The sequence below is a fragment of the Pseudomonas alkylphenolica genome (genome assembly GCF_004025535.1).
Lineage (GTDB): Bacteria > Pseudomonadota > Gammaproteobacteria > Pseudomonadales > Pseudomonadaceae > Aquipseudomonas > Aquipseudomonas alkylphenolica_A.
The window spans coordinates 73817-96594 of sequence record NZ_QJRG01000044.1 but is presented as its reverse complement, the minus strand read 5'-3'; the positions used below and the strand labels follow the sequence as shown (position 1 = coordinate 96594).

Genomic DNA, 22778 nt, shown 5'->3' with positions numbered 1-22778 from the left:
TATGAACAGTTTCTGCAAGATCGCCGCTCCCGGCCTGCTCGCCCTGGCCCTGTTCGGCCCGGCCGCGCAGGCCGCGGGGCTGGTCCCGCCGCAGGGGTATTACGCCGGGATCGAAAAGCTCAAGAGCGGCCCGGGCGACTTCAAGTGCGAAGCCGTGCCGACGCCGTACACCGGCTCGTTGCAGTTTCGCAGCAAATACGAAGGTTCGGACAAGGCCCGGGCAACACTGAACAAGGCCTCGGAAAAAGCCTTTCGCGATTCCACCGCCGACATCACCAGCCTTGAGCGCGGCGTGAGCAAGCAGGTGATGCAGTACATGCGTGACGGCCGCCCGCAACAGCTCGATTGCACCCTGAAGTTGCTGGGCACCTGGGCCCAGGCCGATGCACTGATGTCCAAGGACTTCAACCACACCGGCAAATCGATGCGCAAATGGGCGCTGGGCAGCATGAGTTCGGCGTACCTGCGCCTGAAGTTCTCCAACTCGCAGCCGCTGGCCGCGCACCAGGCCCAGGCCGAGCAGATCGAGAAATGGTTCGGGCGCCTCGCCGACCAGGTGGTCAGCGACTGGAGCGACCTGCCGCTGGCAAAGATCAACAACCACTCGTACTGGGCGGCCTGGTCGGTGATGGCCACTGCCGTGGCGACGGACCGGCGTGACCTGTTCGACTGGGCGGTGAAGGAATACAAGGTCGGCGCCAACCAGGTGGATGCGCAGGGCTTCCTGCCCAACGAACTGCACCGCAAGCAGCGCGCACTGGCTTATCACAACTACGCCCTGCCGCCCCTGGCGATGATCGCCAGCTTCGCTCAGGCCAATGGCGTCGACGTGCGGGCCGAGAACAACAACGCGCTCAAGCGCCTGGGTGACCGGGTGCTGTCAGGGGCCGATGACCCCAGTGCGTTCAAGGCGAAGAACGGCGACAAGCAGGACATGACCGACCTGAAGATCGACAGCAAGTACGCCTGGCTGGAACCGTGGTGCAGCCTCTATTCGTGCAGCGCGAGCGCACTGAAGAAAAAGCACGACATGCAGCCGTTCAAAAGTTTCCGCCTCGGCGGTGATGTGACACGGGTGTACGAGAAGCAATAACGCAGTACCTGTGGGAGCGGGTAAACCCGCTCCCACAGTGTTTCGGTCCCCCTCATTTTTTGTGGGGGGTTTGGGGGGCTGCTGCCCCGATTGTGAATAACGACAAGGAGAGATCGGGATGGTGTTCTCGTCCAATGTGTTCCTATTCCTGTTCCTGCCGATCTTTCTCGGCTTGTACTACTTGAGCGGGCAACGCTATCGCAACGCACTGTTGCTGCTGGCCAGCTACATCTTCTACGCCTGGTGGCGGGTGGACTTCCTCGCGCTGTTCGCCGGGGTCACCCTGTGGAACTACTGGATCGGCCTGAAAGTCGGCACCGCCGGCGTGCGCAGCAAACCGGCCCAGCGCTGGCTGCTGCTCGGCGTGGCCGTCGACCTGGGCATCCTCGGCTACTTCAAGTACGCCAACTTCGGTGTCGACAGCATCAATGCGATCATGACCTCGTTCGGGCTTGAACCGTTCATCCTCACCCACGTGCTGCTGCCGATCGGTATCTCGTTCTATATCTTCGAGTCGATCAGCTACATCATCGACGTGTACCGCGGCGACACCCCGGCCACACGCAACCTGATCGACTTTGCCGCGTTCGTGGCGATCTTCCCGCACCTGATCGCCGGCCCCGTGCTGCGCTTCAAGGACCTCGCCGACCAGTTCAACCACCGCACCCACACCCTGGATAAATTCTCCGAGGGCTGCACGCGGTTCATGCAGGGCTTCATCAAGAAAGTCTTCATCGCCGACACCCTGGCGGTGGTCGCCGACCATTGCTTTGCCCTGCAGAACCCGACCACCGGCGATGCCTGGCTGGGTGCGCTGGCCTATACCGCGCAGCTGTACTTCGACTTCTCCGGCTACAGCGACATGGCCATCGGCCTGGGCCTGATGATGGGCTTTCGCTTCATGGAGAACTTCAAGCAGCCCTACATCAGCCAGTCGATCACCGAGTTCTGGCGGCGCTGGCACATCAGCCTGTCGACCTGGCTGCGCGACTACCTGTACATCACCCTGGGCGGCAACCGCGGCGGCACCGTCGCCACCTACCGCAACCTGTTCCTGACCATGCTGCTGGGCGGCCTGTGGCACGGCGCCAACTTCACTTACATCATCTGGGGTGCCTGGCACGGCATGTGGCTGGCCATCGAGCGGGCCCTGGGCCTGGACACCAACCCGCAGCGTTTCAACCCGATCAAGTGGGCGTTCACCTTTCTGCTGGTGGTGGTCGGCTGGGTGATCTTCCGCGCCGAAAACCTCGACGTCGCCGCCCGCATGTACGGCGCCATGTTCAGCTTCGCCGACTGGCAGCTGTCGGAACTCAACCGCGCCAACCTCACCAGCCTGCAAGTGGCAACCCTGGCGGTGGCCTACGTCACGCTGGCGTTCTTTGGCCTGCGCGACTTCTACCGCAACGCCAAGCCCAGCGCCAAAGCCAGCCCGGTGGCCGTGCATGCCGACGGTAGCCTGAGCCTGGACTGGGGCCTGTATGTCACCCGCGCGCTGGTGCTGCTGCTGTTTGTCGCCTCGATCCTCAAACTTTCGGCGCAAAGCTACTCGCCGTTTCTCTACTTCCAGTTCTGAGTGAGCCGACCATGACCCGATCATTACGCAAACTCTACTCCGTGTTGTTCCTCGCCCTGCTGCTGGGCCTGGGGGTGTGGTCGCTGGGGGGCTTGAACGGCTTCCAGCGCACCGCGCAAATGAGCGTGCTCGACGGCAAGCTGGCCAAGGCCGCCGAGACCCACTACGACGAACAGTTCCCGCTCAAGCGCATCGGTACCAACCTCTGGGCCGCGCTGGACTTCAAGGTCTTCAACGAAGGCCGTCCGGGCGTAGTGCTAGGCCGCGAGCAGTGGCTGTTCAGCGACGAAGAGTTCAAGCCGGTCGCCAACAGCGACCAGTACGAACAGGAAAACCTCGCGCTGATCCGCGGCGTACGCGACACCCTGCAGCAACATGGCGTGCAACTGGTGCTGGCGATCGTCCCGGCCAAGGCGCGCCTGTACAGCGAATACCTGGGCGAGCAAACCCCGGCCAGCCTGCATGACGACCTGTACAACGAGTTCCATGCCCAGGCCCGTCAGGCCGGCGTCTTTGCGCCCGACCTGCTGGCACCGCTGACCACCGCCAAGACCCGTGGCCAGGTGTTCCTGCGCACCGACACGCACTGGACGCCGATGGGCGCAGAAGTGGTCGCCCAGCACCTGGCCGAAGCGGTCAACCGCCAGGACCTGCTCAGCGGCGAGCCACAGCTGTTCGTCACCGAGCAGCAGGCCGGTGCGCCATACAAGGGCGACCTGACCAACTTCCTGCCGCTCGACCCGTTGTTCAGCAACCTGCTGCCGCCACCCGACACCCTGCAGCAACGCAGCACCCGCCCGGCAGCCACCAACGCCGACAGCGGCGATGCGTTGTTCGCCGACACAGAAATCCCGGTGGCGCTGGTCGGCACCAGCTACAGCGCCAACCCGCACTGGAACTTCCTTGGCGCCCTGCAACAGGCGCTGCGCAGCGACGTGGTCAATTACGCCGAAGACGGCCATGGCCCGTTGCTGCCGATGCTCAAGTACCTGCAAAGCGATGCCTTCAAGGCCAGCGCCCCGCAAGTGCTGATCTGGGAGTTCCCGGAACGTTATCTGCCAATGAAAAGCGACCTCAGCGACTTCGATCCGCAGTGGATCGCACAGCTGAAAAAAACCCGAAATGCCAATCAAGACCTGGCCCTGTCGTCCAATCGGACGGAACACTGAGAGGAAACGCACATGACCACCAAGCACCGTATTGCCAAAGCTTTTGCCCTGACCGCCGGTATGAGCCTGCTCTCGCTGCAGGCCTTCGCTGGCGCCGATGCCGCCCTGTACGGCCCCAGCGCACCGAAAGGCTCGACCTTCGTGCGCATCTACAACGCCGGTAACCAGGCGGTCAGCGCCAGTGTCGGCAACACCCGCATCGACAACGTCGCCGCCCAGGCCAGCAGCGATTTCAGCTTCATGCCGCAAGGCGACTACAGCGCCACGCTCGGTAGCCAGAGCGTGCCGGTGAAGCTTGCCTCCGATCACTACTACACCCTGGTCAACCACGCTTCGGGCAAGCCGCAGCTGGTTGAGGAGCCACCCTTCAAGAACAAACAGAAATCCCTGGTACGCGTGCAGAACCTCAGTGACCAGGCCCTGACCCTGAAAACCGCCGACGGCAAGACCGAAGTGGTCAAGCCGGTTGCCGCCAAAGCCCGTGGCGAACGCGAGATCAACCCGGTCAAGGTCAGCCTGGCCCTGTATGAAGGCGATAAAAAAGTCAGCGACCTGAAGCCTGTGGCTTTGGAGCGCGGCGAAGCAGCGGTGCTGTACGTCACCGGCTCCGGCAGCAACCTGTCGCCGGTCTGGGTCAAGCGCCCGGTATCGACCCGTTAATCACCTGCCTATTTTCTAATTTCGGAGAACACTCATGATTCCAGTCATTCTTTCCGGTGGTAGCGGCTCGCGTCTGTGGCCTTTGTCGCGCAAGCAGTTCCCCAAGCAGTTCCTGGCCCTGACCGGTGAGCACACACTGTTCCAGCAAACCCTGTCGCGCCTGGTGTTCGAGGGCATGGACGCGCCCATCGTGGTCTGCAACAAAGATCACCGCTTCATCGTCAACGAGCAGTTGCAAACGCTCAAACTCGAAACCCAGGGCATCCTCATGGAACCCTTCGGCCGCAACACCGCACCGGCCGTGGCGCTGAGCGCGATGAAGCTGGTCAACGAAGGCCGTGACGAACTGATGCTGGTGTTGCCGGCCGACCACGTGATCGACGACCAGAAAGCCCTGCAACGTGCCCTGGCCCTGGCCACGGTGGCGGCCGAGCGTGGCGAGATGGTGCTGTTCGGAGTGCCGGCGACCAAGCCGGAAACCGGTTACGGTTACATCCGCTCGAGCCAGGATGCGCTGCTGCCCGAAGGAGTCAGCCGCGTTGCCCAGTTCGTCGAGAAGCCGGATGAAAAACGTGCCAACGAGTTTGTTCAGGCCGGTGGTTACTTCTGGAACAGCGGCATGTTCCTGTTCCGCGCCAGCCGCTTCCTCGAAGAGCTGAAAAAACATGATCCGGACATCTACGACACCTGCGTGCTGACACTTGAGCGCAGCGAGGAAGACGGCGACAACCTGAGCATCGACGAAGCCACCTTCGCCTGTTGCCCGGACAACTCCATCGACTACGCGGTGATGGAAAAGACCCAACGCGCCTGCGTGGTGCCGCTCAGCGCCGGCTGGAGCGACGTCGGTTGCTGGTCATCGCTTTGGGAAGTGAACGAGAAGGACAGCAACGGCAACGTCACCAAAGGCGACGTCGTGGTGCAAGACAGCCGCAACTGCATGATCCACGGCAACGGCAAGCTCGTGTCAGTGATCGGCCTTGAGAACATCGTGGTGGTCGAGACCAAGGACGCCATGATGATTGCCCACAAGGACAAGGTCCAGGGCGTCAAACAGCTGGTCAACACCCTCAATGAACAGGGCCGCAGCGAAACCCAGAACCATTGCGAAGTGTACCGGCCGTGGGGTTCCTACGACTCGGTGGACATGGGCGGGCGCTTCCAGGTCAAGCACATCACCGTCAAGCCGGGCGCCTGCCTGTCGCTGCAGATGCACCATCACCGCGCCGAGCACTGGATCGTGGTGTCCGGCACTGCCGAGGTGACCTGCGACGAGAACGTTTTCCTGCTCACCGAAAACCAGTCCACCTACATTCCGATTGCCTCGGTGCACCGCCTGCGCAACCCGGGCAAGATCCCGCTGGAGATCATTGAAGTGCAGTCGGGCAGCTACCTGGGTGAGGACGACATCGAACGCTTCGAAGACATCTACGGGCGCTCGACGCCGCTCGAACGCGGTATCTCGATCAAGACCATCGCGCAGTAAAACTTCGCTTCTACAGGCACCGCAATCGCCTGTAGGAGCGGATTCATCCGCGAAAGACTGGCCGCGTTGCAGTCTTTCGCGGATGAATCCGCTCCTGCAGGTCATCCCACCAGACGTTTTTTACGGTTAGGATGAAAGCACACCCGCACACAAGGCGTGCTCCATGTTTATCGGTGCCCTGCTCATCCTCACCTGGCTGGTCCTGTTGCTGCGCTATCCGGCAAAGGCTCTGCCCATCTCCCTCTCGGCCCTGTTCGGCCTGGGCCTGGTGGCGTTGTGGGTGGTCTGGCTCGACAACCGTGAAGCCAGCCAGCTGGCGCGCCTGGAACTGCGCCTGTCCTATGCCCCGCAAGACTGCCCCGCCGACCGCCCGCTGCGTGTGCAGATGAACAACGGCAATGATGTACCGCTGGTGGAACTGAACTGGCGCATCGCCGCCTATGCCCCCGGCGACACCGTCAACCTGGCTGAAAATACCTATTCCGCTCCGCGCTACCGCGGCCCCGGCGAACTGCAAGCAGGTGCCACCTGGCAGGAATGCCTGCCCCTCCCACCGCTGCGCGCCGGCTACCGCCCGCAAACCCTGGAGTTTCGTGCCGAGCGCATGCAAGGCAGCTTCGCCAACTAGCCATTCGCAGGATCTGGCACAAATGCACCAGGCGACTTGTCGTATGATCGGTGCATCTTTCCCGATCAGCAGGCCTGTTCATGTCCATCGTGCTTATCACCGGTTGCTCCAGCGGTATCGGCCGCGCCCTGGCCGACACGTTCAAGAATGCCGGCCACACCGTCTGGGCCACGGCACGCAAACCCGAAGACGTGGCCCAGCTGCAAGCAGCCGGTTTCGTTGGCCGCCAGCTGGATGTCAACGACGCCAGCGCCCTAGAGTCGCTGGCCGAAGCCATTGAAAGCACCCACGGCGGCCTCGATGTGCTGATCAACAACGCCGGCTACGGCGCCATGGGCCCGTTGCTCGATGGCGGCGTCGACGCCATGCAGCGCCAGTTTGAAACCAACGTGTTTGCCTTGGTCGGCGTCACCCGTGCACTGTTTCCGGCCCTGCGTCGCAACAAGGGCCTGGTGGTGAACATCGGCAGCGTCTCCGGCGTGCTGGTGACGCCGTTTGCCGGCGCCTACTGCGCCTCCAAGGCGGCGGTGCATGCGCTGTGTGACGCCCTGCGCCTTGAGCTTTCGCCCATGGGCATCCGCGTCATGGAAGTTCAGCCGGGGGCGATTGCCACGCAGTTTGCCGATAATGCGCAAGCCCAGGCCGAGCAGATCCTGGCGGCCAACTCACCCTGGTGGCCGTTGCGTGAACAGATTCACGCCCGCGCCCGCGCCTCCCAGGACCGCCCGACCTCCGCCGTTGTTTTCGCCCAGGGCCTGCTGGCGGCGGTGGAAAAGCGCCCGACCCCGCCGCTGGTTCGCTTGGGCAACGGCAGCCGCGCACTGCCGCTGCTGGCGCGCTGGTTGCCCCGGGGGTTACTGGACAGCGTACTGAAAAAGCGTTTCGGCCTTAGCCGTCCGCTGTAGCGACGGCATGCTTGGCGGGTCGAATGCCTGCCAGCCACCGCCCAGTGCCTTGTACAAACCCACCAGGGCCTGGGACACCGCCGCCGAGCTGTCGACCCACTGTTCCTCGCTGGCCAGCAACGCGCCCTGCACGCTCAGTACATTGAGAAAGTCCACGGCGCCTTCGATGTACTGCTGCTGGGCAGTGTGCAAGGCAATGCGGTTCTGCCGCACGGCTTCTGCCAACAGCTCGCGACGCAATTGGCCGGCGTTGTAGCGGCGCAGCACATCGTCGATTTCATGCCAGGCGCCCAGCACCACCTGCTGGTAGCGCAAGGCGGCCTCCTGCTGCTGGGCTTCGCGCAACTTGAGCACGCCCTTCAGGCGCCCGCCTTCGAAAATCGGCAGGCTCAGCTGTGGGCCGATGCCGAAGCGGCGCGAATCCCACCCGGCAAAATCCGACAACTGCAGCGACTGAAACCCCATGGAACCCGACAGGCGAATGCTCGGATAGAAATCGGCTTTGGCCACGCCAATGCTGGCGGTGGCTGCATGCAGCCGGGCCTCGGCCTGGAGAATGTCCGGCCGCCGTTGCGCCAGTTCCGAAGGGACACCAATGGCAAAAGTTTGCTCGGGTGCCGGCATGGCACCCGGCACCAGCAATTCGGCCTGCAAGCTGCGTGGGGGTTCGGCCAGCAACAGGCTCAAGGCATTGATCAACTGTGCCTGACGCTCTTCCAGCGTTGGCAAGCGTGCTTCGAGCGAGGCGACCTGAGCGCTGGCCTGGGCCACGTCCAGGTCGGTGGCGACGCCGTCACGCAAACGCATTTGCGACAGCTGCAGGCTGTGGCGCGAGACCTCGAGGTTTTCCCGGGTCACCTTCAAGGTGCCCTGAACCGCCCGCAACTGGATGTAGTTGCCTGCGGTTTCCGCCAGCAACGACAGCAACACGCCACGCCGGTCATTCTCGGCCACTTCGACCACCGCATCGGCGGCTTCCACCTGGCGGCGCACGCGGCCCCAGAGGTCCAGTTCCCAACTGGCGGTCAGGTCGCCCTGCCAGAGGTTGAAGGCGGATTTGCCGCCGTTGCCGGAAGGGTCGTTGAGACCTTCAGCGCTGTTGCGTGCGCGGTTGTAGCCGGCGCCAAGATCGACTGCCGGGGTTTGTTCGGCAGCAACGCTGGTGCGCAACGCGCGGCTTTGCAGCACCCGCGCACTGGCGATCTGCAGGTCGAGGTTGTGCTGGCTGGCACGCTCGATCAAGGCGCTGAGCATGGGGTCATGGAAAGTCTCCCACCAGCGCTGCTCAATCGGCTCGGCCAGCGGCTGACTCGCTGCCGGCGTTTCCTGCAAGGCGGCCCAGTTCGCCGGCGCCTGGCTGGCAGGCGGATGAAAATCCGGGCCCAGGGTACAGCCAGCCAGCAAGCTCAGTAACAACAGGCTCAACGTACGCACAGCGTTCATCGGGCGCTGACCTTTTTACCCGTGGCGAGGGTGGCGCCTGTGTCGATTTTTGCCACCACCGACATGCCCACCCGCAAGCGCTGCAACATCGCCTGATCAGCATCAAAGACGATTTTCACCGGAATGCGCTGCACCACCTTGGTGAAGTTACCGGTGGCGTTGTCCGGCTTGACCGCCGCGAAGGTAACGCCGGTGGCCGGGGCAATACTCTCGACGTGACCGTGCAACGGCTCGCCGGCAAAAGTATCGACCTCGATAAGCACCGGCTGCCCGGGCTGCACGTGGGTCAGCTGGGTTTCCTGAAAGTTGCCGACCACATAGGCCTGCGCAAGCGGCACCACCGACAGCAGGCGTGCCCCCGGATTGACGTAGGCGCCCACGCGCAGCGCGCGCTCACCGACCATCCCGTCGATAGGCGCAACGATCCGCGTGTAGGACAGATCGAGCTCGGCGCGTTCAAGACTCGCTTGAGCATGCTTGAGGCCCCCTTCGGCGCTGTCGACTTCGGCGCTAAGAATGTCCACCTGCTTGCGGGCAGCGGCCAGCGCCGCCTGGGCGTTGGCCAACCGGGCGCGGGCCTGGTCCACCCTGCTGCGGGCCTGTTGGGCATTCTGCACGGTACCGGCGCCCTGCTCGGCCAGGCGGCTATGGCGCGTCAGCTCGTGGTCGGCAAACGCCGTCTCGGCCTGGGCAGCGCTGACCGCAGCTTGCGCCTGGTCGATCAACGAGGCCTGGCGCTCCAGCGTGGCCCGGGCGTTGTGGCGCTGGGCGGTCGACACCAGCAGTTGCGCCTGCGCCGCCGCCAGTGCGGCCTGGTAGTCGCGGTCGTCGATCAGGGCCAATACCTGACCGGCGCTGACCTGCTGGTTGTCTTCGACCAGCACCTGCTTGATAAAACCCGGCACTTTCGGCGCGATGACGGTGTAGTCAGCGTAGACATAGGCGTCGTTGGTGCTTTGCTCATCAGCGCTGCCCAGCAACAACGGGCCGGCAATCCCGAGCACGCCGGCAACGGCTAGCGCGGCGACGATCAAGGCGGTTTTTCTATGGGTCGTTACAGTCGTCATGAAAGGCTCTCGAAGCAGTGCACTAGGCCACCGCACGCGGTGGGTAGATCCGTGTAGGGACAAAAGGAATCAGCATGATCAGCGCCGCAGCCAGCAGCGCCATGCACAGGTAGAGGTCCGCCGAAGTCAGTACCAGCGCCTGCTCGTGAATGCGTGACGCCAGCCCCGGCGCCGTGCCGTCGGCCAGTGGCGAGTTGCCCAGATTGTCGACCAGCATGTTCGAGTGAAAATGCCGGCGCAGGGTGGTGAGCGCCTCCAGCAACCCGGTTGCCACTACCGAAGCCAGGCCCTTGACCGTGTTGAACCAGGCCGATGCGAACGGGCCGTCCTGCGGGGTCATGCCACCGGTGGCGAGCATCAGCAGCGGCAACACCGCCATCGGCTGACCGAAAATGTGCAGCATCTGCAGCAGGTAGAAATTGTCGCGAATCCATACGCTGGTCAGTTGCGTGCCCAGCGCGCACGACAGCGCCAGCATGCCCAGCCCGGCGGCCAGCACCCAGCGGCAGTCGACCGCGCGGATATTGCACAGTGCTGCAGTCAGCGGCAGGGCCAGCAGTTGCGGCACGGCCACCAGCAACAACAAGGGCGCGGTTTGTGCCGGCCGGTAGCCCTGAATCTGTGCCAGGTAGCTGGAAGGAATGAGGATCACCGCGGTCAGCACGATCAGCACGCCGAACAAGGTCACCAGGGCGTGGGTGAGGTTGCGCGTCTTGAGCATCTGCAGCTTGAAGAACGGCAACGGCTCCGACCACTCGTTGTACAGGAACAGCACCAGCAACAGCACCCCACCGCCGAGCAGCCAGCAGATCATTCGCGAGTCGAACCAGCCCAAGCGGTCACCCAGGGTCAGGCCGATGACCAGCGAACAGATCGCCGGCAGGCCGAGCAACAGCCCGCGCCAGTCGAACTGCTTGAAGCGCTCAAGGCGCAGCGGGTCCTGCGGCAGGCCCCAGGCCACACAGACCATGGCCAGCATCGACGGGGCAATGATCTGCCAGAACGCCCACTGCCAGCCGACGTATTCAGTCCACAACCCCGCCAGCGGCGTGCCCAGGTTCGGCCCGAAGGTGGCGGTCAGGGCATAGCCGGCGAGGCCGTAGACCTTGATGCCAGGCGGCAGGAAACGCAGGGCGACGCTCATCAACATCGGCGGCAATGCGCCAGACGCCAGGCCCTGCAGAATGCGCAGCAGCATCAGGCTCGACAGGTTCGGCGCATAGGGTTGCAACAGCCCCAGCAGTGCAAAGGCGCTGATCGCGCAGAGCGTGTAGCGGCGCAGGGAAAAGGTCACCGCCAACCAGGGCGAAAAGGCCATGGCCGACACCGAAGCCGCCGCGTACACCGCGATCAGCCAGGCGCCTTCGTCGGCGCCGATGAACATCGCGCCACGGATATCGGCCAGCGATGCCTTGGTGACCATTTCGTTGAGGCCGGCACACAACACCGCCAGCAACACGCCGAGCAGCCCGACCACAATGCGCAGGCCAAAACCGGTCGTTGCTGCAGGTGCGGCCACAGGCGCGGGGGCGGCAGCAACAGGCTGCGCAGTCAACGAACTCATCAAGGGCCTCTGGAACGGGAATAACCACCGCCAGAAGTCTATGAAGCGTTAATGCTGACGAAAACTGACATATTGGCAGTTTACTAGTGCAGCAAACGCAATCCGTCCGTTACGCGCTGTCGCTACAGCACGCCCTCAGGGTCTGGCGCAGCCAGCGATGGGCCGGGTCGTTGTCGAAACGTGGGTGCCAGGCCTGCATCACGGTGACACGCTCCATCGGCAGCGGAATGCGGAACGAGCGCAACGGCAAGCCCAGCTTGGTGACACTGCTGAGAATATTCGCCGGCATCGGCAGCAGCAGGTCGGAATCCGGCAGGGAGAACATCGCCGAGTGGAAACTCGGGGTGATCAGCGCCACACGCCGTTGCACCTTGTAGTTGCCCAGTTCGATATCGATCGGGCCATTGGCCCGGCCCCGGCGCGACACACTGATCTGCGGGTAGGCGGCGAAACGCTCGGGGGTGATTTCGCCATCGAAGATCGGGTGATCCTGACGTGCCAGGCCAACGTAGATGGTGTTGAACAGGCTCTGCACCTTGATTTCCGGGCCCAGGTCGATGGTCGAACTGACGATCAGGTCGGTGCGCCCGTCGCGCAACACCGCGTCGTCGTCCGTACCGCCTTCGGGCACGAAGCGCAGCACCGTATGCGGCGCCTGCTCATGCATCATGTGCAGCAACTGGGCACCGTACAGCGCAATGAACAAGTCGTTGGTGCGGATATTGAAGGCGCGGTCGAGGGTGCTCAGATCGACTTCCTCGCGGCTGCGAAACACCAGCCCGGCCTGCTCGACCAGCGCCCGCACCTGCTCGTGCAGGGCCAGCGCCCGGGGTGTGGGCACCAGGCCGCGACCGGCGCGCACCAGGATCGGGTCGCCAATCGCATCGCGGATTCGCCCCAGGGTCCGGCTCATGGCTGCAGGGCTCAGATTCATGCGCCGCGCGGCCCCCACCACACTGCCTTCGTCGAGCAGGGCGTCAAGGGCAACCAACAGGTTCATATCCGGGATCTGCATGGCCAGGTATCCATCAGCAAGGGGTGAACAAGCAATGATGTTAACAGCTTGGCAGCGCCTTCCGGGTTGCGTCAGACGCAACTACACAGTGCAGCCCAAGGGCTTTATCCGCGCCAGTGCATGGCCAACAATGGGCGGTTCGTCCCTTGCCCAGTGGAGCCCTGCATGACCCGTACCGTGTTGATCGCCATCGATGGCTCGAGTGCCTGCCACGGCTTGCTGGAACTTGCCCGGCAGTACTGCCGGGCCGAGGTTCACCCCCTGCAGGTGGTGCTGGCGATTGACAGCGCCTTTGCCTTGAGCGAGATCGGAGCGTACGAGCAACAGGAATTTCCGGCGGCCAGCGATGAGCAGCGGCATGCCGAACAGGCGCTGCACAGCGCGGTGCAGCAGCTTCGCGCATTGGGCTTCGACGCTGAAGGGCGACTGGTTCAGGGTGACCCGGTGACGGCGATCGTCAGTGAAGCCAGGCGCCTCGACTGCACCCTGATCATCATGGGCCACCGCCACCTGAACCGCCTGGGGCGACTGCTGGATCCGTCGATCAGCAGCAAGGTCATCGATCAGGTCAGCTGCCCGGTGCTGGTGGATTCGCGCCAGCCGGAGCGTCTTTCACCGGCTTGACCACCACCGTGCAGGTCGTCCCCGCCGCCAGCAAAAAGCCTTCCGGCACTTCGTCGATGTGAATCCGCACCGGCACCCGCTGGGCCAGGCGCACCCAGTTGAAGGTCGGGTTGACGTCGGCGATCAGCTCGCGGCTCTCCGGGTTGTCACGGTCATAGATGCCCCGCGAAATGCTCTCCACGTGGCCCTTGAGCCGCTCACCGCTCATCATCTGCAGTTCGGCCTGGTCGCCAACCTTCACATGCGGCAGCTTGGTTTCCTCGAAGAAGCCGTAGACCCAGAACGAATCTTTGTCGACCACCGCCATCTTCGGGTCACCGGTACGCGCATAATCGCCACGGTGCACGTTGAGGTTGGTCACGTAGCCGTCGACGGTGGCCAGGATGCGGGTGCGCTTGAGATCCAGCTCGGCCGCGGCCAGTTGCGCCTGGGCCTGCTGGTAATCGGCCAGGGCCGAATTGGCGATGTTGCTGGCGTCATCGCGGTTCTCCCGCGAGATCACCAGGTTGTCCATGTCGGCACGCCGGTGAGCGTTGACCTTGCGCATCTCCCAGGTGGCCTTGCGCGATGCCACCAGCGCCTGCGCCTGCTTGACCGCAACTTCGTAGTGCTCCGGGTCGATCTGCATCAGCAGTTCACCCTTCTTCACCAGCTGGTTGTCGCGCACCGGTACATCGACCACATAGCCCGGTACGTCGGCGGCGACGTTGATGATGTCGGCACGCACCCGCCCGTCCCGGGTCCAGGGCGTGTTCATGTAATGCTCCCAGAGCTGCCGGCCGATCACCACGGCAGCAGCCAGCACGAGCAAGGTGGCGATCAGGCTGAAAAACTTTTTCATCAACAGGGTCTCAACGGTAGAGAGTCAGGGCCATGGAACCGAACAAGCAGATAAACAGGCACAGGCGCAGCAGCGCCGGGTGCCAGAAGAAGCGGTAGCCATCGACGCTGGCGATAAAGCGGTCCAGGCCCCATGCAAGCCCGGCGGCAAACAGGAACATCAGGGTCATGGTCGGCATGTAGACGCCATGGAAGGCGATTTCACGGGGCATGGGGCAGTCCTTGGGCCGGGGCCAGGGCGGCAAGCGGCGACTGGGGGTCGAGCAGTGAAGTACGGATGAAGTGCAGGTAACTCTGCACCCGGCGCAGCGCCGAGGTGTCGAAGTGCCGGGCAAAGGGTTCGTCGGTGGCCTGCACCCGGCTGATGGCGTGATCCACCGCCACCAGCGCACGCTCGTGATTGCTCGCGCTCGGTTGCAGGAACAGCCGGGTCAACGCCCGGCCCATGACGCGGATCGCCTGGCGCCAGGGTTGCGACTCGGCGTAGCAGGGGTGAACCGGCAGAATCGCCTGCTCCTTGCGCAGCTCGATGATCGCGTGGCCCACCTCCAGCACCAGGAACATCCAGCGCAGCAAACTGCTCTGCACCATCGGCTTGCCCGCCGCCAGGCCATAGGCCTGGTGCAGCAAGTCGCGGGTACGGCTTTCGAATGCCGAACCCAGCCCGCGCAGACGACCGCTGATGGCAAACAGCACCTGGCTGCGCAGGTCGTGCTCGAGGCGACGCCACAACCAGCGGCTGTTGGGCGGCAGGATGATTGCCCCGGCGGCGGCGCAGACCAGCATGCCGATGACCATGGCGATGTAGTCGTTGATGAAGTTGTAGGGGTTGTAGACGGTCAGGTTGTCCGGTACCGAACCTGTGCCGAAGAAAATCAGCAACCCCAGGCCATAGCCGGCATACGCCGGGCGCGATGCGAGAAAGGCACCGAACACGAACACCGGCGCCAGCACCAGGCAGAGCAAGGGGAAGCCGTCGATCCAGGGAAACACAAAGAAGGTTTCGAAGAAGCCGACAAAGGCACCCAGCAAGGTGCCGCAGGCCATCTGGAACGACATGCGCTTGGGGTTGGGCGTGGCCGCCGAGAGCCCCACCGTGGCGGCGGCGATCAGGGTCATCATCGCCCCGCTGGGCCAGGCCGTGAGAATCCAGAAGCTGCCGAGCACCAGCAGGATGAACGAGGCGCGAACACCCGCAGCCAACGACACCATCCAGTTGGTTTGCGCCACGTAAGGCTCGTCCCACTGCTCACGGGCATGGTTGTGGTCGGCCAGCGAGGCGTGCGTCAACGCATAGTTGTGCAGGTCATCGACGAAGCGGTAGAGCAGTTCGTAGGCGGTATGAAAGTCCAGCAGGTCAGCGTCGGTCGGGCCGGTTTCGACATACGCGGCGCGCAAACTGCGCACCCGCTCCGGCAAGCCTTCCTTGTAGGCAGCCAGCTGCCCGGCCAGGCGTGCCGCATCGGGGCTGGTCAAGGCCCGCCCGGCGTAGCCATCGAGCAATTCGGCCAAGGCGTTGAGGCCCGGTTCGATGGCAGTGACGATTTGCAGCGGGCCGCGTAAACGCAGGCGTTCTAGTAGCTGGTGCAAAGCATTGAAGCGCGTAGTGATGGCCATGAACTCGCTGTTCATGCGCCCTAGCCGCCCATTGCGCCGACGCATGTGCGGGTCTTCGAAGGCAGTCACGTTGCGCAGGCTTTCCAGGCCCACCGCTTCGGCGATAAAGCGCACGTTGCTGCTTTCGAAGCGGTCACGCTGGCTATCACCGCGCAGCCCTTCAGTCACGAAGCCGGCGAATACGCCAAAGCGCTGGTACAAGGCGTTGCGCATGGCCGCACCGGCCGACTGCGGAAGAATCGCAGCGCTGACCAGTGTCGAGACCAGAATGCCCAGGGAGATTTCCAGCACCCGCCACACTGCCGCCATGAACGCCCCGTCCGGGTGTTGCAGGGCCGGCAGGCCGACCATCGCCGCGGTGTAGCCGGCCAGCACGAAGCCATAGGCCTGGAAGGTCCGGTAGCGCATGGCGCCGGCCGAACACAGGCCCACCCAGATCGCCAGGCTTGGCAGGAACAGTTCAGTGTTCTGCGGAAAGATGGCGATCAGCGCAACCATCATCGAGGAACCGGCCAAGGTCCCCAGCAGCCGCCAGAAGCTCTTGGCAAACACATGCCCGCTTTGCGGCTGCATGACGATGAACACGGAGATCATCGCCGTACGCGGTTGCGGCAACTCCAGGCGCATGGCCAGCCACAGGGTGAGAAACGCCGCGCTGAGGACCTTGAAGATATACACCCAGGTCACGCCATCGGTACGTGCCCACTCAAAGAACCCCCGGCGCCACTCAAGGCTGGCCAACCAGCGAAACGGCAGGGTCAAGGCACTCATTCGGCGTGACCCGGCTTGTCGAAGATGGCCAGGGTCGCCGGGGTTTTCGGCGCTTGCTGTTTATCTTCGCTCGGCACATCGGTGCCTGCGCCCACCCCGCCACCGAGGGCGGTGACCAGTTCGGCATGCGCGGTCAGGCGGGCAGCCTGGACCTGTTGCTGGATCTGCTGCTGGCGGAACAGCAGGGTCTGGGCGTTGAGCACATTCAGGTAGTCGGTCAGGCCTCGCTGAAAGGCGATCATGGCGATGTCGTAGGTTTTCTGCGCCGAGGCCACCGACTCGGCGGCAAAGTGCTGCTGCTCGTTCATCGACTCGCGGCGGATCAACTGGTCGGAAATGCCCTTGAGCGCTTCGACCACGGTCTGGTTGTAGTGCGCCACGGCAATGTCATAACCGGCTGAGGCGACGCCCAACTCCGAGCGCAAACGGCCGCCGTCGAACACCGGCAAGCTGATGGCCGGGCCCACGTTATAGTTGAACTTGCGCCCGGTCAGGAACTCCAGCGCGCCGCCACCGGTGGCCATGAAGCCCAGCCCGCCGACCAGGTCGACATTGGGGAAAAAGCCGGCGTGGGCGACATCGATACCGCGCGCCTGGGCGGCCACCTGCCAGCGGCTGGCAACCACATCCGGACGCTGGCCGACCAGCTCGGCAGGCAGCGCCGACGGCAGCTTCAAGGCGGCACCGAGGGTCAATTGCGGGCGCTGCAATTGTGCGCCCTCCCCCGGGCCTTTGCCCGCCAGGGCCGCCAGCTGGTTACGCGCCAGGGCAATTTCTTCATTCAGCGCGTCCAGCTGACGGTGGGTTTCCGGCAGCGGGGTTTGCGCCTGGCTGACTTCGAAATGGGTGCCGATGCCGCCGGCCAGGCGCCGTTCGGCCAGCGCCAGGATCTGCTCCTGCTGTTCGAGCTCGGCCTTGACGATGTCGCGCTGGGCAAAGTGCAGAGACAGCTGGATGTACACCTTGACGATGTTGTTCTGCAGTTCCAGCTGGGCCTGGCGCAGTTGCGCTGGGCTCATGTGGGCCATGTCCACGGCCTGCTCACTGGCATTGCGCTCACGGCCCCAGAGGTCCAGGTCGTAGCTGAAGCCCAGCGCGGCGTTGTTGTCCCAGGTATTGGCCCCGGACAACGCACCCGGCCCGTAGAACTGGTCTTCCGGCCAGTTGTGGCGCTTTATCGCCGACTGGCCATTGACCTGCAGTTTCTCCGCAGACTCGACCACGCCGGCCATGGCTTTGGCTTCACGCACCCGTGCAGCGGCCATGGCCATGCTCGGGCTGTCGTTGACGGCCAGGGCGATCCAGCGGTCGAGTTGTGGATCGCCATAGGCGCGCCACCACTGCTGGGCTGGCCAGTGGGCATCACGGGCGGCCTCGCGGATCGCCTCGTCGGTGGTCAGGGTATTGGCTTGCAGCGTCTTGCTTTGCGGGGCAATGCCCCAGGTTCCGATACAGCCGCTCAAGGTCAAGCTAAAGGCACAGACACTGAGCGCATTGAGCGCTCTGATGATGCGACGCGGCACAGCTGCAAATTCCCGACGTAAAAGGTGGATGACGCTTGGAGACGCAATTCTAGGGGGCGGTTGCACTGGCGATAAGCGTGTATTACTGCGAATCTTTGTTACGAAAACGGCGATAATCCGGCTTTAGTCTGAAGACCGGCCCGGTTACTTCATGTCACAATTTGTCGTCTACTTTGAGAGCGACCCATGGACACCCTGCAAAACATGCGTGCTTTTAGTTGCGTAGCCCAGGTCGGCAGTTTTACTGCCGCGGCTGTGCACCTGGATACGACCACCGCGAACGTTTCGCGGGCGGTTTCCAACCTTGAAGCCCATCTGCAAACCCGCCTGCTCAACCGCACCACCCGCCGCATCGCGCTGACCGAAGCGGGCAAGCGCTACCTGATGCGCTGCGAACAGATCCTCACCTATGTCGAGGAAGCGGAAGCGGAAGCCAGCGACGCCCATGCGCGGCCGGCCGGGCAGTTGAAAGTGCATTCGATGACCGGCGTCGGTCAGCATTTCGTCATCGATGCCATCGCCCGCTACCGTGAAACACACCCGGACGTCACCTTCGACCTGACCATGGCCAACCGCGTGCCGGACCTGCTAGACGAAGGCTATGACGTGTCCATCGTGCTGGCCAGCGAGCTGCCGGACTCGGGCTTCGTCTCCCAGCGCCTGGGCATCACCTACAGCATCGTCTGCGCCTCGCCCGACTACGTGAGGCAACACGGCATCGCGCAAAAGCCGGTCGACCTGCTCAAGCACGCCTGCCTGCGCATGGTCAGCCCGGTGATCCCGCTGGAAAAATGGCTGTTCGACGGCCCGGAGGGCCAGGAACTGGTCAACATCACCCACGCGCCCTTCCAGGTGAACTCGGCGGATGCGATGAAAGCCGCGATCCGTAGCGGCATGGGCGTTGGCGTGCTGCCGATCTATTCGGCGATCGACGGCCTGCGTGACGGCTCGCTGGTGCGGGTGATGCCCGAGTACCGCCTGCAGGAGCTGAACCTGTACGCGATCTACCCGTCGCGTCAGTACCTGGATGCCAAGATCAAGACCTGGGTGGAGTACCTGCGCAACTCGTTGCCGGAAATCCTCGCGGCGCATGAAGCAGACCTCAAGACCCACGAGCTGCGGATCGCCAACTGAAATCTTGCTGCACAGAGGCGGCGTAGAATGATAGCGTGCTACCCATTCTCCACCGCCCGCAGAGATTTCGCCGATGAAAAAGACTGTCCTTGCCTTCAGCCGCATCACCCCGGCGATGGTCGAGCGCTTGCAGCAAGATTTCAACGTGATTGTGCCGAACCCCAAGCTCGGCGACATCAGCGCCCAGTTCAACGAAGCCTTGCCCGAGGCCCATGGGCTGATCGGCGTGGGCCGCAAGCTCGGTGAAGCGCAGCTGGCCACGGCCAGCAAGCTGGAAGTGGTGTCGAGCGTGTCGGTGGGCTACGACAACTACGACCTGAACTACTTCAACGCGCGTGGCATTGCCCTGACCAACACCCCGGACGTGCTGACCGAAAGCACCGCGGACCTGGGCTTTGCCCTGCTCATGGGCAGCGCCCGGCGCGTGGCCGAACTGGATGCCTGGACCAAGGCCGGGCAATGGCAAGCCACCGTCGGCCCGGCGCAGTTCGGCAGCGACGTACACGGCAAGACCCTGGGCATCGTTGGCCTGGGCAACATCGGTGCAGCAATTGCCCGACGTGGCCGTTTCGGTTTCAACATGTCGGTCATCTACAGCGGCAACTCGCGCAAGACCGCGCTGGAACAGGAACTCGGCGCCCAGTTCCGCAGCCTCGACGAACTGCTGGCCGAAGCGGATTTCGTCTGCCTGGTGGTGCCGCTTGGCGCGCAGACCAAGCACCTGATCAGCAGCCGCGAACTGCAATTGATGAAACCGAGCGCGTTCCTGATCAACGTGTCCCGCGGGCCGGTGGTGGATGAGGCCGCGCTGGTGGAAGCACTGCGCAACAACACCATTCGCGGTGCCGGGCTGGACGTGTATGAGAAGGAACCGCTGGCTGAATCCCCGCTGTTCCAGCTGCCCAACGCCCTGACCCTGCCCCACGTCGGTTCGGCCACCGCCGAAACCCGTGAAGCCATGGCCAACCGCGCGATCGACAACCTGCGCAGCGCCCTGCTCGGTGATCGCCCGCAGGACCTGGTCAATCCGCAGGTGTGGAAGTAGCCGTCACACTGCGAAACGCATTGCTCACAGTGCACGTCGAGCGGCTGTCATAGGCTGTTCGACCGCAACTGGAGTGCAATGACATGGATAATCTTTCGACCGGCGGACTGGTCCGCTCAAGCAAAATTCTGATGATATTTTTCACTGGCATCTTCGGCACCCTGGTGGTGTTCGGCAATCTCAGTGACTACGCCTCAAACTTTTCCTTCGTGCAACACACGCTGAGCATGGATACCACCTTCCCGGGTAATGCCTTGCTCTATCGCGCAATTCACTCGCCCGCCCTTCAGCACCTGTTCTATGGCCTGATCATTACCACCCAAACGCTGTTCGCCCTGTCCTGCCTGCTCGGTGCCTATCAGCTCTATCGTCATCGACGGGCTGAGGCAGCACTGTTTCACCAGGCCAAGCGCTTTGCCGTGCTCGGCTGCCTGCTAGGTATTCTGATCTGGTATCTGTTTTTTCAGGTCGTGGGCGGGGAATGGTTTGCCATGTGGCAATCGACCCAATGGAATGCTTTAAGTACTTCGGGGCGTATTGTCGACTTTATCGTGGCAGTCCTGATTTTCATCGTGCTGAAAATTGACGATTGAGCAGAATCGCATGAAGTCCCTTCAGGCATGATCGTCGCCCGGCAGCAGCGGCTACGGGTGTGCCGCTGCTGCTCAGGGTTATCTCAAGGCTGCGACAGGAGCTTCGACCTTGGCCTTGGGCTTCCTGAACACCAGCACATTCCCCAGCATCACCAGCACCAGGCCAAACAGCGCCGGTGCCGTCCACTGATAGCCCTCGTAGAACGCCGACACATTCAACGCCACCAGCGGGAACAGCACCGTGCAATACGCCGCGCGTTCCGGCCCCATGCGCCCGACCAAGGTCAGGTACGCGGTAAAGCCGATCACCGAACCCGGAATCACCAGGTACAACAGCGAACCGATGTAGCGCGTGTTCCATTCCATATCAAACGGTATACCGCTGAACACGCAATACACAGCCAGCATCCCCGCACCATAAAGCATGCCCCAGGCGTTAGTCGTCATCGGCCGCAAGCCGGCCTTCTGCTGCAGGCTGGAGAGCATGTTGCCCGCCGAGAAGCACAGGGTGCCAAGCAGGGCCAGCGCCAGGCCGATCAAGGTTTCGCGGCTCGCCGCGTGCCCAGACAGTTCGGGCCAGAACAGCAAGCCCAATCCACCCAGACCCAGCGCACCCCCGCCCAGCACATTGGCCGCAATCTTCTGCCCAAAAAATAACCGCGCATTGAGCGCATTCCACAAGGTCGCAGTCGAAAACACCACGGCGATCAAACCACTGGGAATCCACTGGCTGGCCGTCAGAAAACACATGAAGTTGACACAGAACAGGCACAGCCCCTGCGCCAGGCAGATGCCGTGGCCACGCCGGCTCATCGGCTGCAGACGACGGCTGAGCAGCAGGATCGCGAACAGGATCAGCCCCGCCAGGGCAAAGCGATAGACAATCGACACCGGAATAGCGACCACACCCAACTGCAGTTTCAGGGCAATCCAGGTGGTGCCCCAGATCAATACAGTCAACAGGTACAACGACAGGTTCATGGCAGCACTCCTCGCATCCAGGCTTTCAGTCTGTGGCCCCCGGTGCGATGCCCGCTTGCACATTCTTGCGCTTTTGCGCGCACAGCTGCTGCCGGTACGCGCGCGCCGGAGTAGGATGGGCTTCAGAGGGAGTTCAGATGACGCCGTTGAACCAGCTGCAAGTCTTCAAATCCATGCACGACTCACCCCATGCCCGTCTGGAACACAGCGCGCATCTGGGGGACGGCCTGGCAGCAGCCTTGTGGAACAACCGCCACGACGCCCGTGACTACGAAGCCACCACCCACCACACCCTGTCCTGCTACATCGCCGACGGCACCGGCACCTTTCGCCGCGACCAGCCCGCCCGCAAAGGCTCACCCGACAAGTTGTGCATCATGCCGGCCGGCGCCCCGTCACACTGGGTGGTCAATGGCTCGATTCGCCTGGCACACCTGTACATCAGCGAGGAACAGTTCGCCCTCGGCTGCGTGCGCCTGCTTGATCGCGAGCCCCGCGAGTTGCAACTGCAGGAAGCGACCTTTCTTGACGATCCCGAACAGGCCCAGCGTTTTCGCCAGCTGATCACGCTGAACTGGGACGAGCCGGGTGAGCGGCTGCTGACCAGCACCCTGGCCCACGCCATTTTCGATCATGCGGTGCTCAGCCAGGTCGGCCTGCGCAAGGGGCTGCGCCTGAAGGGCGGCCTGGCCGCGCATCAGCGTCGGCAACTGAGTGAATACATCGAAAGCCACCTGGACCAGGCGTTGAGCCTGGGTGAGCTGGCAGCGCTGTGCAATTTGTCCGAGTACCACTTTGCGCGGATGTTTCGCGAAAGCTTCGGCCTGCCGCCGCACCAGTACCTGCTGGCCCGGCGCCTGGCCACGGCCTGCCAGTTGTTGCGAAGTGGCAACCTGCCACTGGGCGACGTTGCACTGCACTGCGGATTTGCCAGCGCCAGCCACTTCAGCAACCGCTTCCGCCAGGCGCTGGGCGCCACGCCCGGCGCCTATCGGGCGGCGTTCCGGCGTTAGCAGGATCGCTGAATCTACCCCTCAAAGGGCT

The 22778-nt window shown here is 63.3% G+C and carries 21 protein-coding genes; 12 read left to right on the top strand and 9 right to left on the bottom strand.

Going from position 1 to position 22778, the window contains the following annotated elements; genetic code table 11:
• Nucleotide 1: 1 nt before the first annotated feature.
• The 7 genes from DM813_RS13210 to DM813_RS13180 all read left to right on the top strand — a co-directional run bounded on the left by DM813_RS13210 (nucleotide 2) and on the right by DM813_RS13180 (nucleotide 7517).
• The gene (locus DM813_RS13210) at nucleotides 2-1093 is read left to right on the top strand and encodes a mannuronate-specific alginate lyase (RefSeq protein WP_128323841.1); all 1092 of its coding nucleotides are present in this window, start codon (nucleotides 2-4) and stop codon (nucleotides 1091-1093) included.
• Between the two features lie 118 nt (nucleotides 1094-1211).
• A complete protein-coding gene (locus DM813_RS13205; RefSeq protein ID WP_128323840.1) occupies nucleotides 1212-2669 on the top strand; it encodes an MBOAT family O-acyltransferase in 1458 nt (485 codons plus the stop codon).
• An 11-nt stretch (nucleotides 2670-2680) separates the two neighbouring features.
• The gene (locus DM813_RS13200; RefSeq protein WP_128323839.1) at nucleotides 2681-3838 is read left to right on the top strand and encodes an alginate O-acetyltransferase; all 1158 of its coding nucleotides are present in this window, start codon (nucleotides 2681-2683) and stop codon (nucleotides 3836-3838) included.
• A 12-nt stretch (nucleotides 3839-3850) separates the two neighbouring features.
• A complete protein-coding gene (locus DM813_RS13195) occupies nucleotides 3851-4498 on the top strand; it encodes an alginate O-acetyltransferase AlgF (RefSeq protein WP_128323838.1) in 648 nt (215 codons plus the stop codon).
• 34 nt (nucleotides 4499-4532) lie between these two features.
• Nucleotides 4533-5984, top strand: coding sequence for a mannose-1-phosphate guanylyltransferase/mannose-6-phosphate isomerase (locus DM813_RS13190; protein ID WP_128323837.1), 1452 nt, complete (start codon nucleotides 4533-4535; stop codon nucleotides 5982-5984).
• A 163-nt stretch (nucleotides 5985-6147) separates the two neighbouring features.
• Entirely contained in the window at nucleotides 6148-6612 is a 465-nt protein-coding gene (locus DM813_RS13185) for a multidrug transporter (RefSeq protein WP_128323836.1), read from the top strand.
• An 80-nt stretch (nucleotides 6613-6692) separates the two neighbouring features.
• Complete coding sequence (locus tag DM813_RS13180; RefSeq protein ID WP_128323835.1) at nucleotides 6693-7517, top strand: SDR family oxidoreductase; 825 nt, start codon at nucleotides 6693-6695, stop codon at nucleotides 7515-7517.
• Here the strand turns inward: DM813_RS13180 and DM813_RS13175 are convergent.
• The 4 genes from DM813_RS13175 to DM813_RS13160 all read right to left on the bottom strand — a co-directional run bounded on the left by DM813_RS13175 (nucleotide 7467) and on the right by DM813_RS13160 (nucleotide 12606).
• A complete protein-coding gene (locus tag DM813_RS13175; protein ID WP_128323834.1) occupies nucleotides 7467-8960 on the bottom strand; it encodes an efflux transporter outer membrane subunit in 1494 nt (497 codons plus the stop codon). The genes DM813_RS13180 and DM813_RS13175 overlap by 51 nt on opposite strands.
• Nucleotides 8957-10027, bottom strand: a complete 1071-nt coding sequence (locus DM813_RS13170; RefSeq protein WP_128323833.1) for an HlyD family secretion protein — start codon at nucleotides 10025-10027, stop codon at nucleotides 8957-8959. The genes DM813_RS13175 and DM813_RS13170 overlap by 4 nt, the downstream gene beginning before the upstream one ends.
• A gap of 22 nt (nucleotides 10028-10049) precedes the next feature.
• Nucleotides 10050-11591, bottom strand: a complete 1542-nt coding sequence (locus DM813_RS13165) for an MFS transporter (protein ID WP_128323832.1) — start codon at nucleotides 11589-11591, stop codon at nucleotides 10050-10052.
• Nucleotides 11592-11700: 109 nt separating this feature from the next.
• On the bottom strand, nucleotides 11701-12606 hold the full coding sequence (locus tag DM813_RS13160) for a LysR family transcriptional regulator (RefSeq protein ID WP_128323831.1): 906 nt from the start codon (nucleotides 12604-12606) through the stop codon (nucleotides 11701-11703).
• 165 nt (nucleotides 12607-12771) lie between these two features.
• Between DM813_RS13160 and DM813_RS13155 the strand changes: the two genes are divergently transcribed.
• Complete coding sequence (locus tag DM813_RS13155) at nucleotides 12772-13230, top strand: universal stress protein (protein ID WP_128323830.1); 459 nt, start codon at nucleotides 12772-12774, stop codon at nucleotides 13228-13230.
• On the opposite strand, the gene DM813_RS13150 is transcribed toward DM813_RS13155, so the two are convergent.
• The 4 genes from DM813_RS13150 to DM813_RS13135 are packed head-to-tail and all read right to left on the bottom strand — an operon-like array spanning nucleotide 13175 to nucleotide 17981.
• Nucleotides 13175-14071 carry an efflux RND transporter periplasmic adaptor subunit gene (locus tag DM813_RS13150; RefSeq protein WP_128323829.1) on the bottom strand — a complete coding sequence of 299 codons (897 nt, stop codon included), beginning with the start codon at nucleotides 14069-14071 and terminating at the stop codon, nucleotides 13175-13177. The genes DM813_RS13155 and DM813_RS13150 overlap by 56 nt on opposite strands.
• A gap of 10 nt (nucleotides 14072-14081) precedes the next feature.
• On the bottom strand, nucleotides 14082-14282 hold the full coding sequence (locus DM813_RS13145; protein WP_128323828.1) for a DUF1656 domain-containing protein: 201 nt from the start codon (nucleotides 14280-14282) through the stop codon (nucleotides 14082-14084).
• Entirely contained in the window at nucleotides 14272-16458 is a 2187-nt protein-coding gene (locus DM813_RS13140) for an FUSC family protein (RefSeq protein WP_128323827.1), read from the bottom strand. The genes DM813_RS13145 and DM813_RS13140 overlap by 11 nt, the downstream gene beginning before the upstream one ends.
• The gene (locus DM813_RS13135; RefSeq protein ID WP_128323826.1) at nucleotides 16455-17981 is read right to left on the bottom strand and encodes an efflux transporter outer membrane subunit; all 1527 of its coding nucleotides are present in this window, start codon (nucleotides 17979-17981) and stop codon (nucleotides 16455-16457) included. The genes DM813_RS13140 and DM813_RS13135 overlap by 4 nt, the downstream gene beginning before the upstream one ends.
• Before the next feature lie 186 nt (nucleotides 17982-18167).
• On the opposite strand from DM813_RS13135, the gene DM813_RS13130 reads away from it, so the two are divergent.
• From DM813_RS13130 to DM813_RS13120, 3 genes are all read left to right on the top strand, one after another.
• Nucleotides 18168-19115: a LysR family transcriptional regulator gene (locus tag DM813_RS13130; RefSeq protein WP_128323825.1), complete on the top strand. Its 948-nt coding sequence runs from the start codon at nucleotides 18168-18170 to the stop codon at nucleotides 19113-19115.
• Between the two features lie 73 nt (nucleotides 19116-19188).
• Entirely contained in the window at nucleotides 19189-20160 is a 972-nt protein-coding gene (locus DM813_RS13125; RefSeq protein WP_128323824.1) for a 2-hydroxyacid dehydrogenase, read from the top strand.
• A gap of 83 nt (nucleotides 20161-20243) precedes the next feature.
• Nucleotides 20244-20753, top strand: coding sequence for a DUF2165 family protein (locus tag DM813_RS13120; RefSeq protein WP_128323823.1), 510 nt, complete (start codon nucleotides 20244-20246; stop codon nucleotides 20751-20753).
• 78 nt (nucleotides 20754-20831) lie between these two features.
• Here DM813_RS13120 and DM813_RS13115 read toward each other — a convergent pair whose 3' ends face one another.
• Nucleotides 20832-21734: a DMT family transporter gene (locus DM813_RS13115; protein WP_128323822.1), complete on the bottom strand. Its 903-nt coding sequence runs from the start codon at nucleotides 21732-21734 to the stop codon at nucleotides 20832-20834.
• 137 nt (nucleotides 21735-21871) lie between these two features.
• Here DM813_RS13115 and DM813_RS13110 point away from each other — a divergent pair, with 137 nt between their 5' ends.
• Nucleotides 21872-22747, top strand: coding sequence for a helix-turn-helix domain-containing protein (locus DM813_RS13110; RefSeq protein ID WP_128323821.1), 876 nt, complete (start codon nucleotides 21872-21874; stop codon nucleotides 22745-22747).
• The last annotated feature ends 31 nt before the right edge of the window (nucleotides 22748-22778 follow it).

What these genes read in the sequence shown, in the direction of transcription:
- DM813_RS13210 (WP_128323841.1), top strand. Translation starts at nt 2, where the DNA reads ATGAACAGTTTCTGCAAGATCGCCGCTCCCGGCCTGCTCGCCCTGGCC.
- DM813_RS13205 (WP_128323840.1), top strand. Translation starts at nt 1,212, where the DNA reads ATGGTGTTCTCGTCCAATGTGTTCCTATTCCTGTTCCTGCCGATCTTT.
- DM813_RS13200 (WP_128323839.1), top strand. Translation starts at nt 2,681, where the DNA reads ATGACCCGATCATTACGCAAACTCTACTCCGTGTTGTTCCTCGCCCTG.
- DM813_RS13195 (WP_128323838.1), top strand. Translation starts at nt 3,851, where the DNA reads ATGACCACCAAGCACCGTATTGCCAAAGCTTTTGCCCTGACCGCCGGT.
- DM813_RS13190 (WP_128323837.1), top strand. Translation starts at nt 4,533, where the DNA reads ATGATTCCAGTCATTCTTTCCGGTGGTAGCGGCTCGCGTCTGTGGCCT.
- DM813_RS13185 (WP_128323836.1), top strand. Translation starts at nt 6,148, where the DNA reads ATGTTTATCGGTGCCCTGCTCATCCTCACCTGGCTGGTCCTGTTGCTG.
- DM813_RS13180 (WP_128323835.1), top strand. Translation starts at nt 6,693, where the DNA reads ATGTCCATCGTGCTTATCACCGGTTGCTCCAGCGGTATCGGCCGCGCC.
- DM813_RS13175 (WP_128323834.1), bottom strand. Translation starts at nt 8,960, where the DNA reads ATGAACGCTGTGCGTACGTTGAGCCTGTTGTTACTGAGCTTGCTGGCT.
- DM813_RS13170 (WP_128323833.1), bottom strand. Translation starts at nt 10,027, where the DNA reads ATGACGACTGTAACGACCCATAGAAAAACCGCCTTGATCGTCGCCGCG.
- DM813_RS13165 (WP_128323832.1), bottom strand. Translation starts at nt 11,591, where the DNA reads ATGAGTTCGTTGACTGCGCAGCCTGTTGCTGCCGCCCCCGCGCCTGTG.
- DM813_RS13160 (WP_128323831.1), bottom strand. Translation starts at nt 12,606, where the DNA reads ATGCAGATCCCGGATATGAACCTGTTGGTTGCCCTTGACGCCCTGCTC.
- DM813_RS13155 (WP_128323830.1), top strand. Translation starts at nt 12,772, where the DNA reads ATGACCCGTACCGTGTTGATCGCCATCGATGGCTCGAGTGCCTGCCAC.
- DM813_RS13150 (WP_128323829.1), bottom strand. Translation starts at nt 14,071, where the DNA reads ATGAAAAAGTTTTTCAGCCTGATCGCCACCTTGCTCGTGCTGGCTGCT.
- DM813_RS13145 (WP_128323828.1), bottom strand. Translation starts at nt 14,282, where the DNA reads ATGCCCCGTGAAATCGCCTTCCATGGCGTCTACATGCCGACCATGACC.
- DM813_RS13140 (WP_128323827.1), bottom strand. Translation starts at nt 16,458, where the DNA reads ATGAGTGCCTTGACCCTGCCGTTTCGCTGGTTGGCCAGCCTTGAGTGG.
- DM813_RS13130 (WP_128323825.1), top strand. Translation starts at nt 18,168, where the DNA reads ATGGACACCCTGCAAAACATGCGTGCTTTTAGTTGCGTAGCCCAGGTC.
- DM813_RS13125 (WP_128323824.1), top strand. Translation starts at nt 19,189, where the DNA reads ATGAAAAAGACTGTCCTTGCCTTCAGCCGCATCACCCCGGCGATGGTC.
- DM813_RS13120 (WP_128323823.1), top strand. Translation starts at nt 20,244, where the DNA reads ATGGATAATCTTTCGACCGGCGGACTGGTCCGCTCAAGCAAAATTCTG.
- DM813_RS13115 (WP_128323822.1), bottom strand. Translation starts at nt 21,734, where the DNA reads ATGAACCTGTCGTTGTACCTGTTGACTGTATTGATCTGGGGCACCACC.
- DM813_RS13110 (WP_128323821.1), top strand. Translation starts at nt 21,872, where the DNA reads ATGACGCCGTTGAACCAGCTGCAAGTCTTCAAATCCATGCACGACTCA.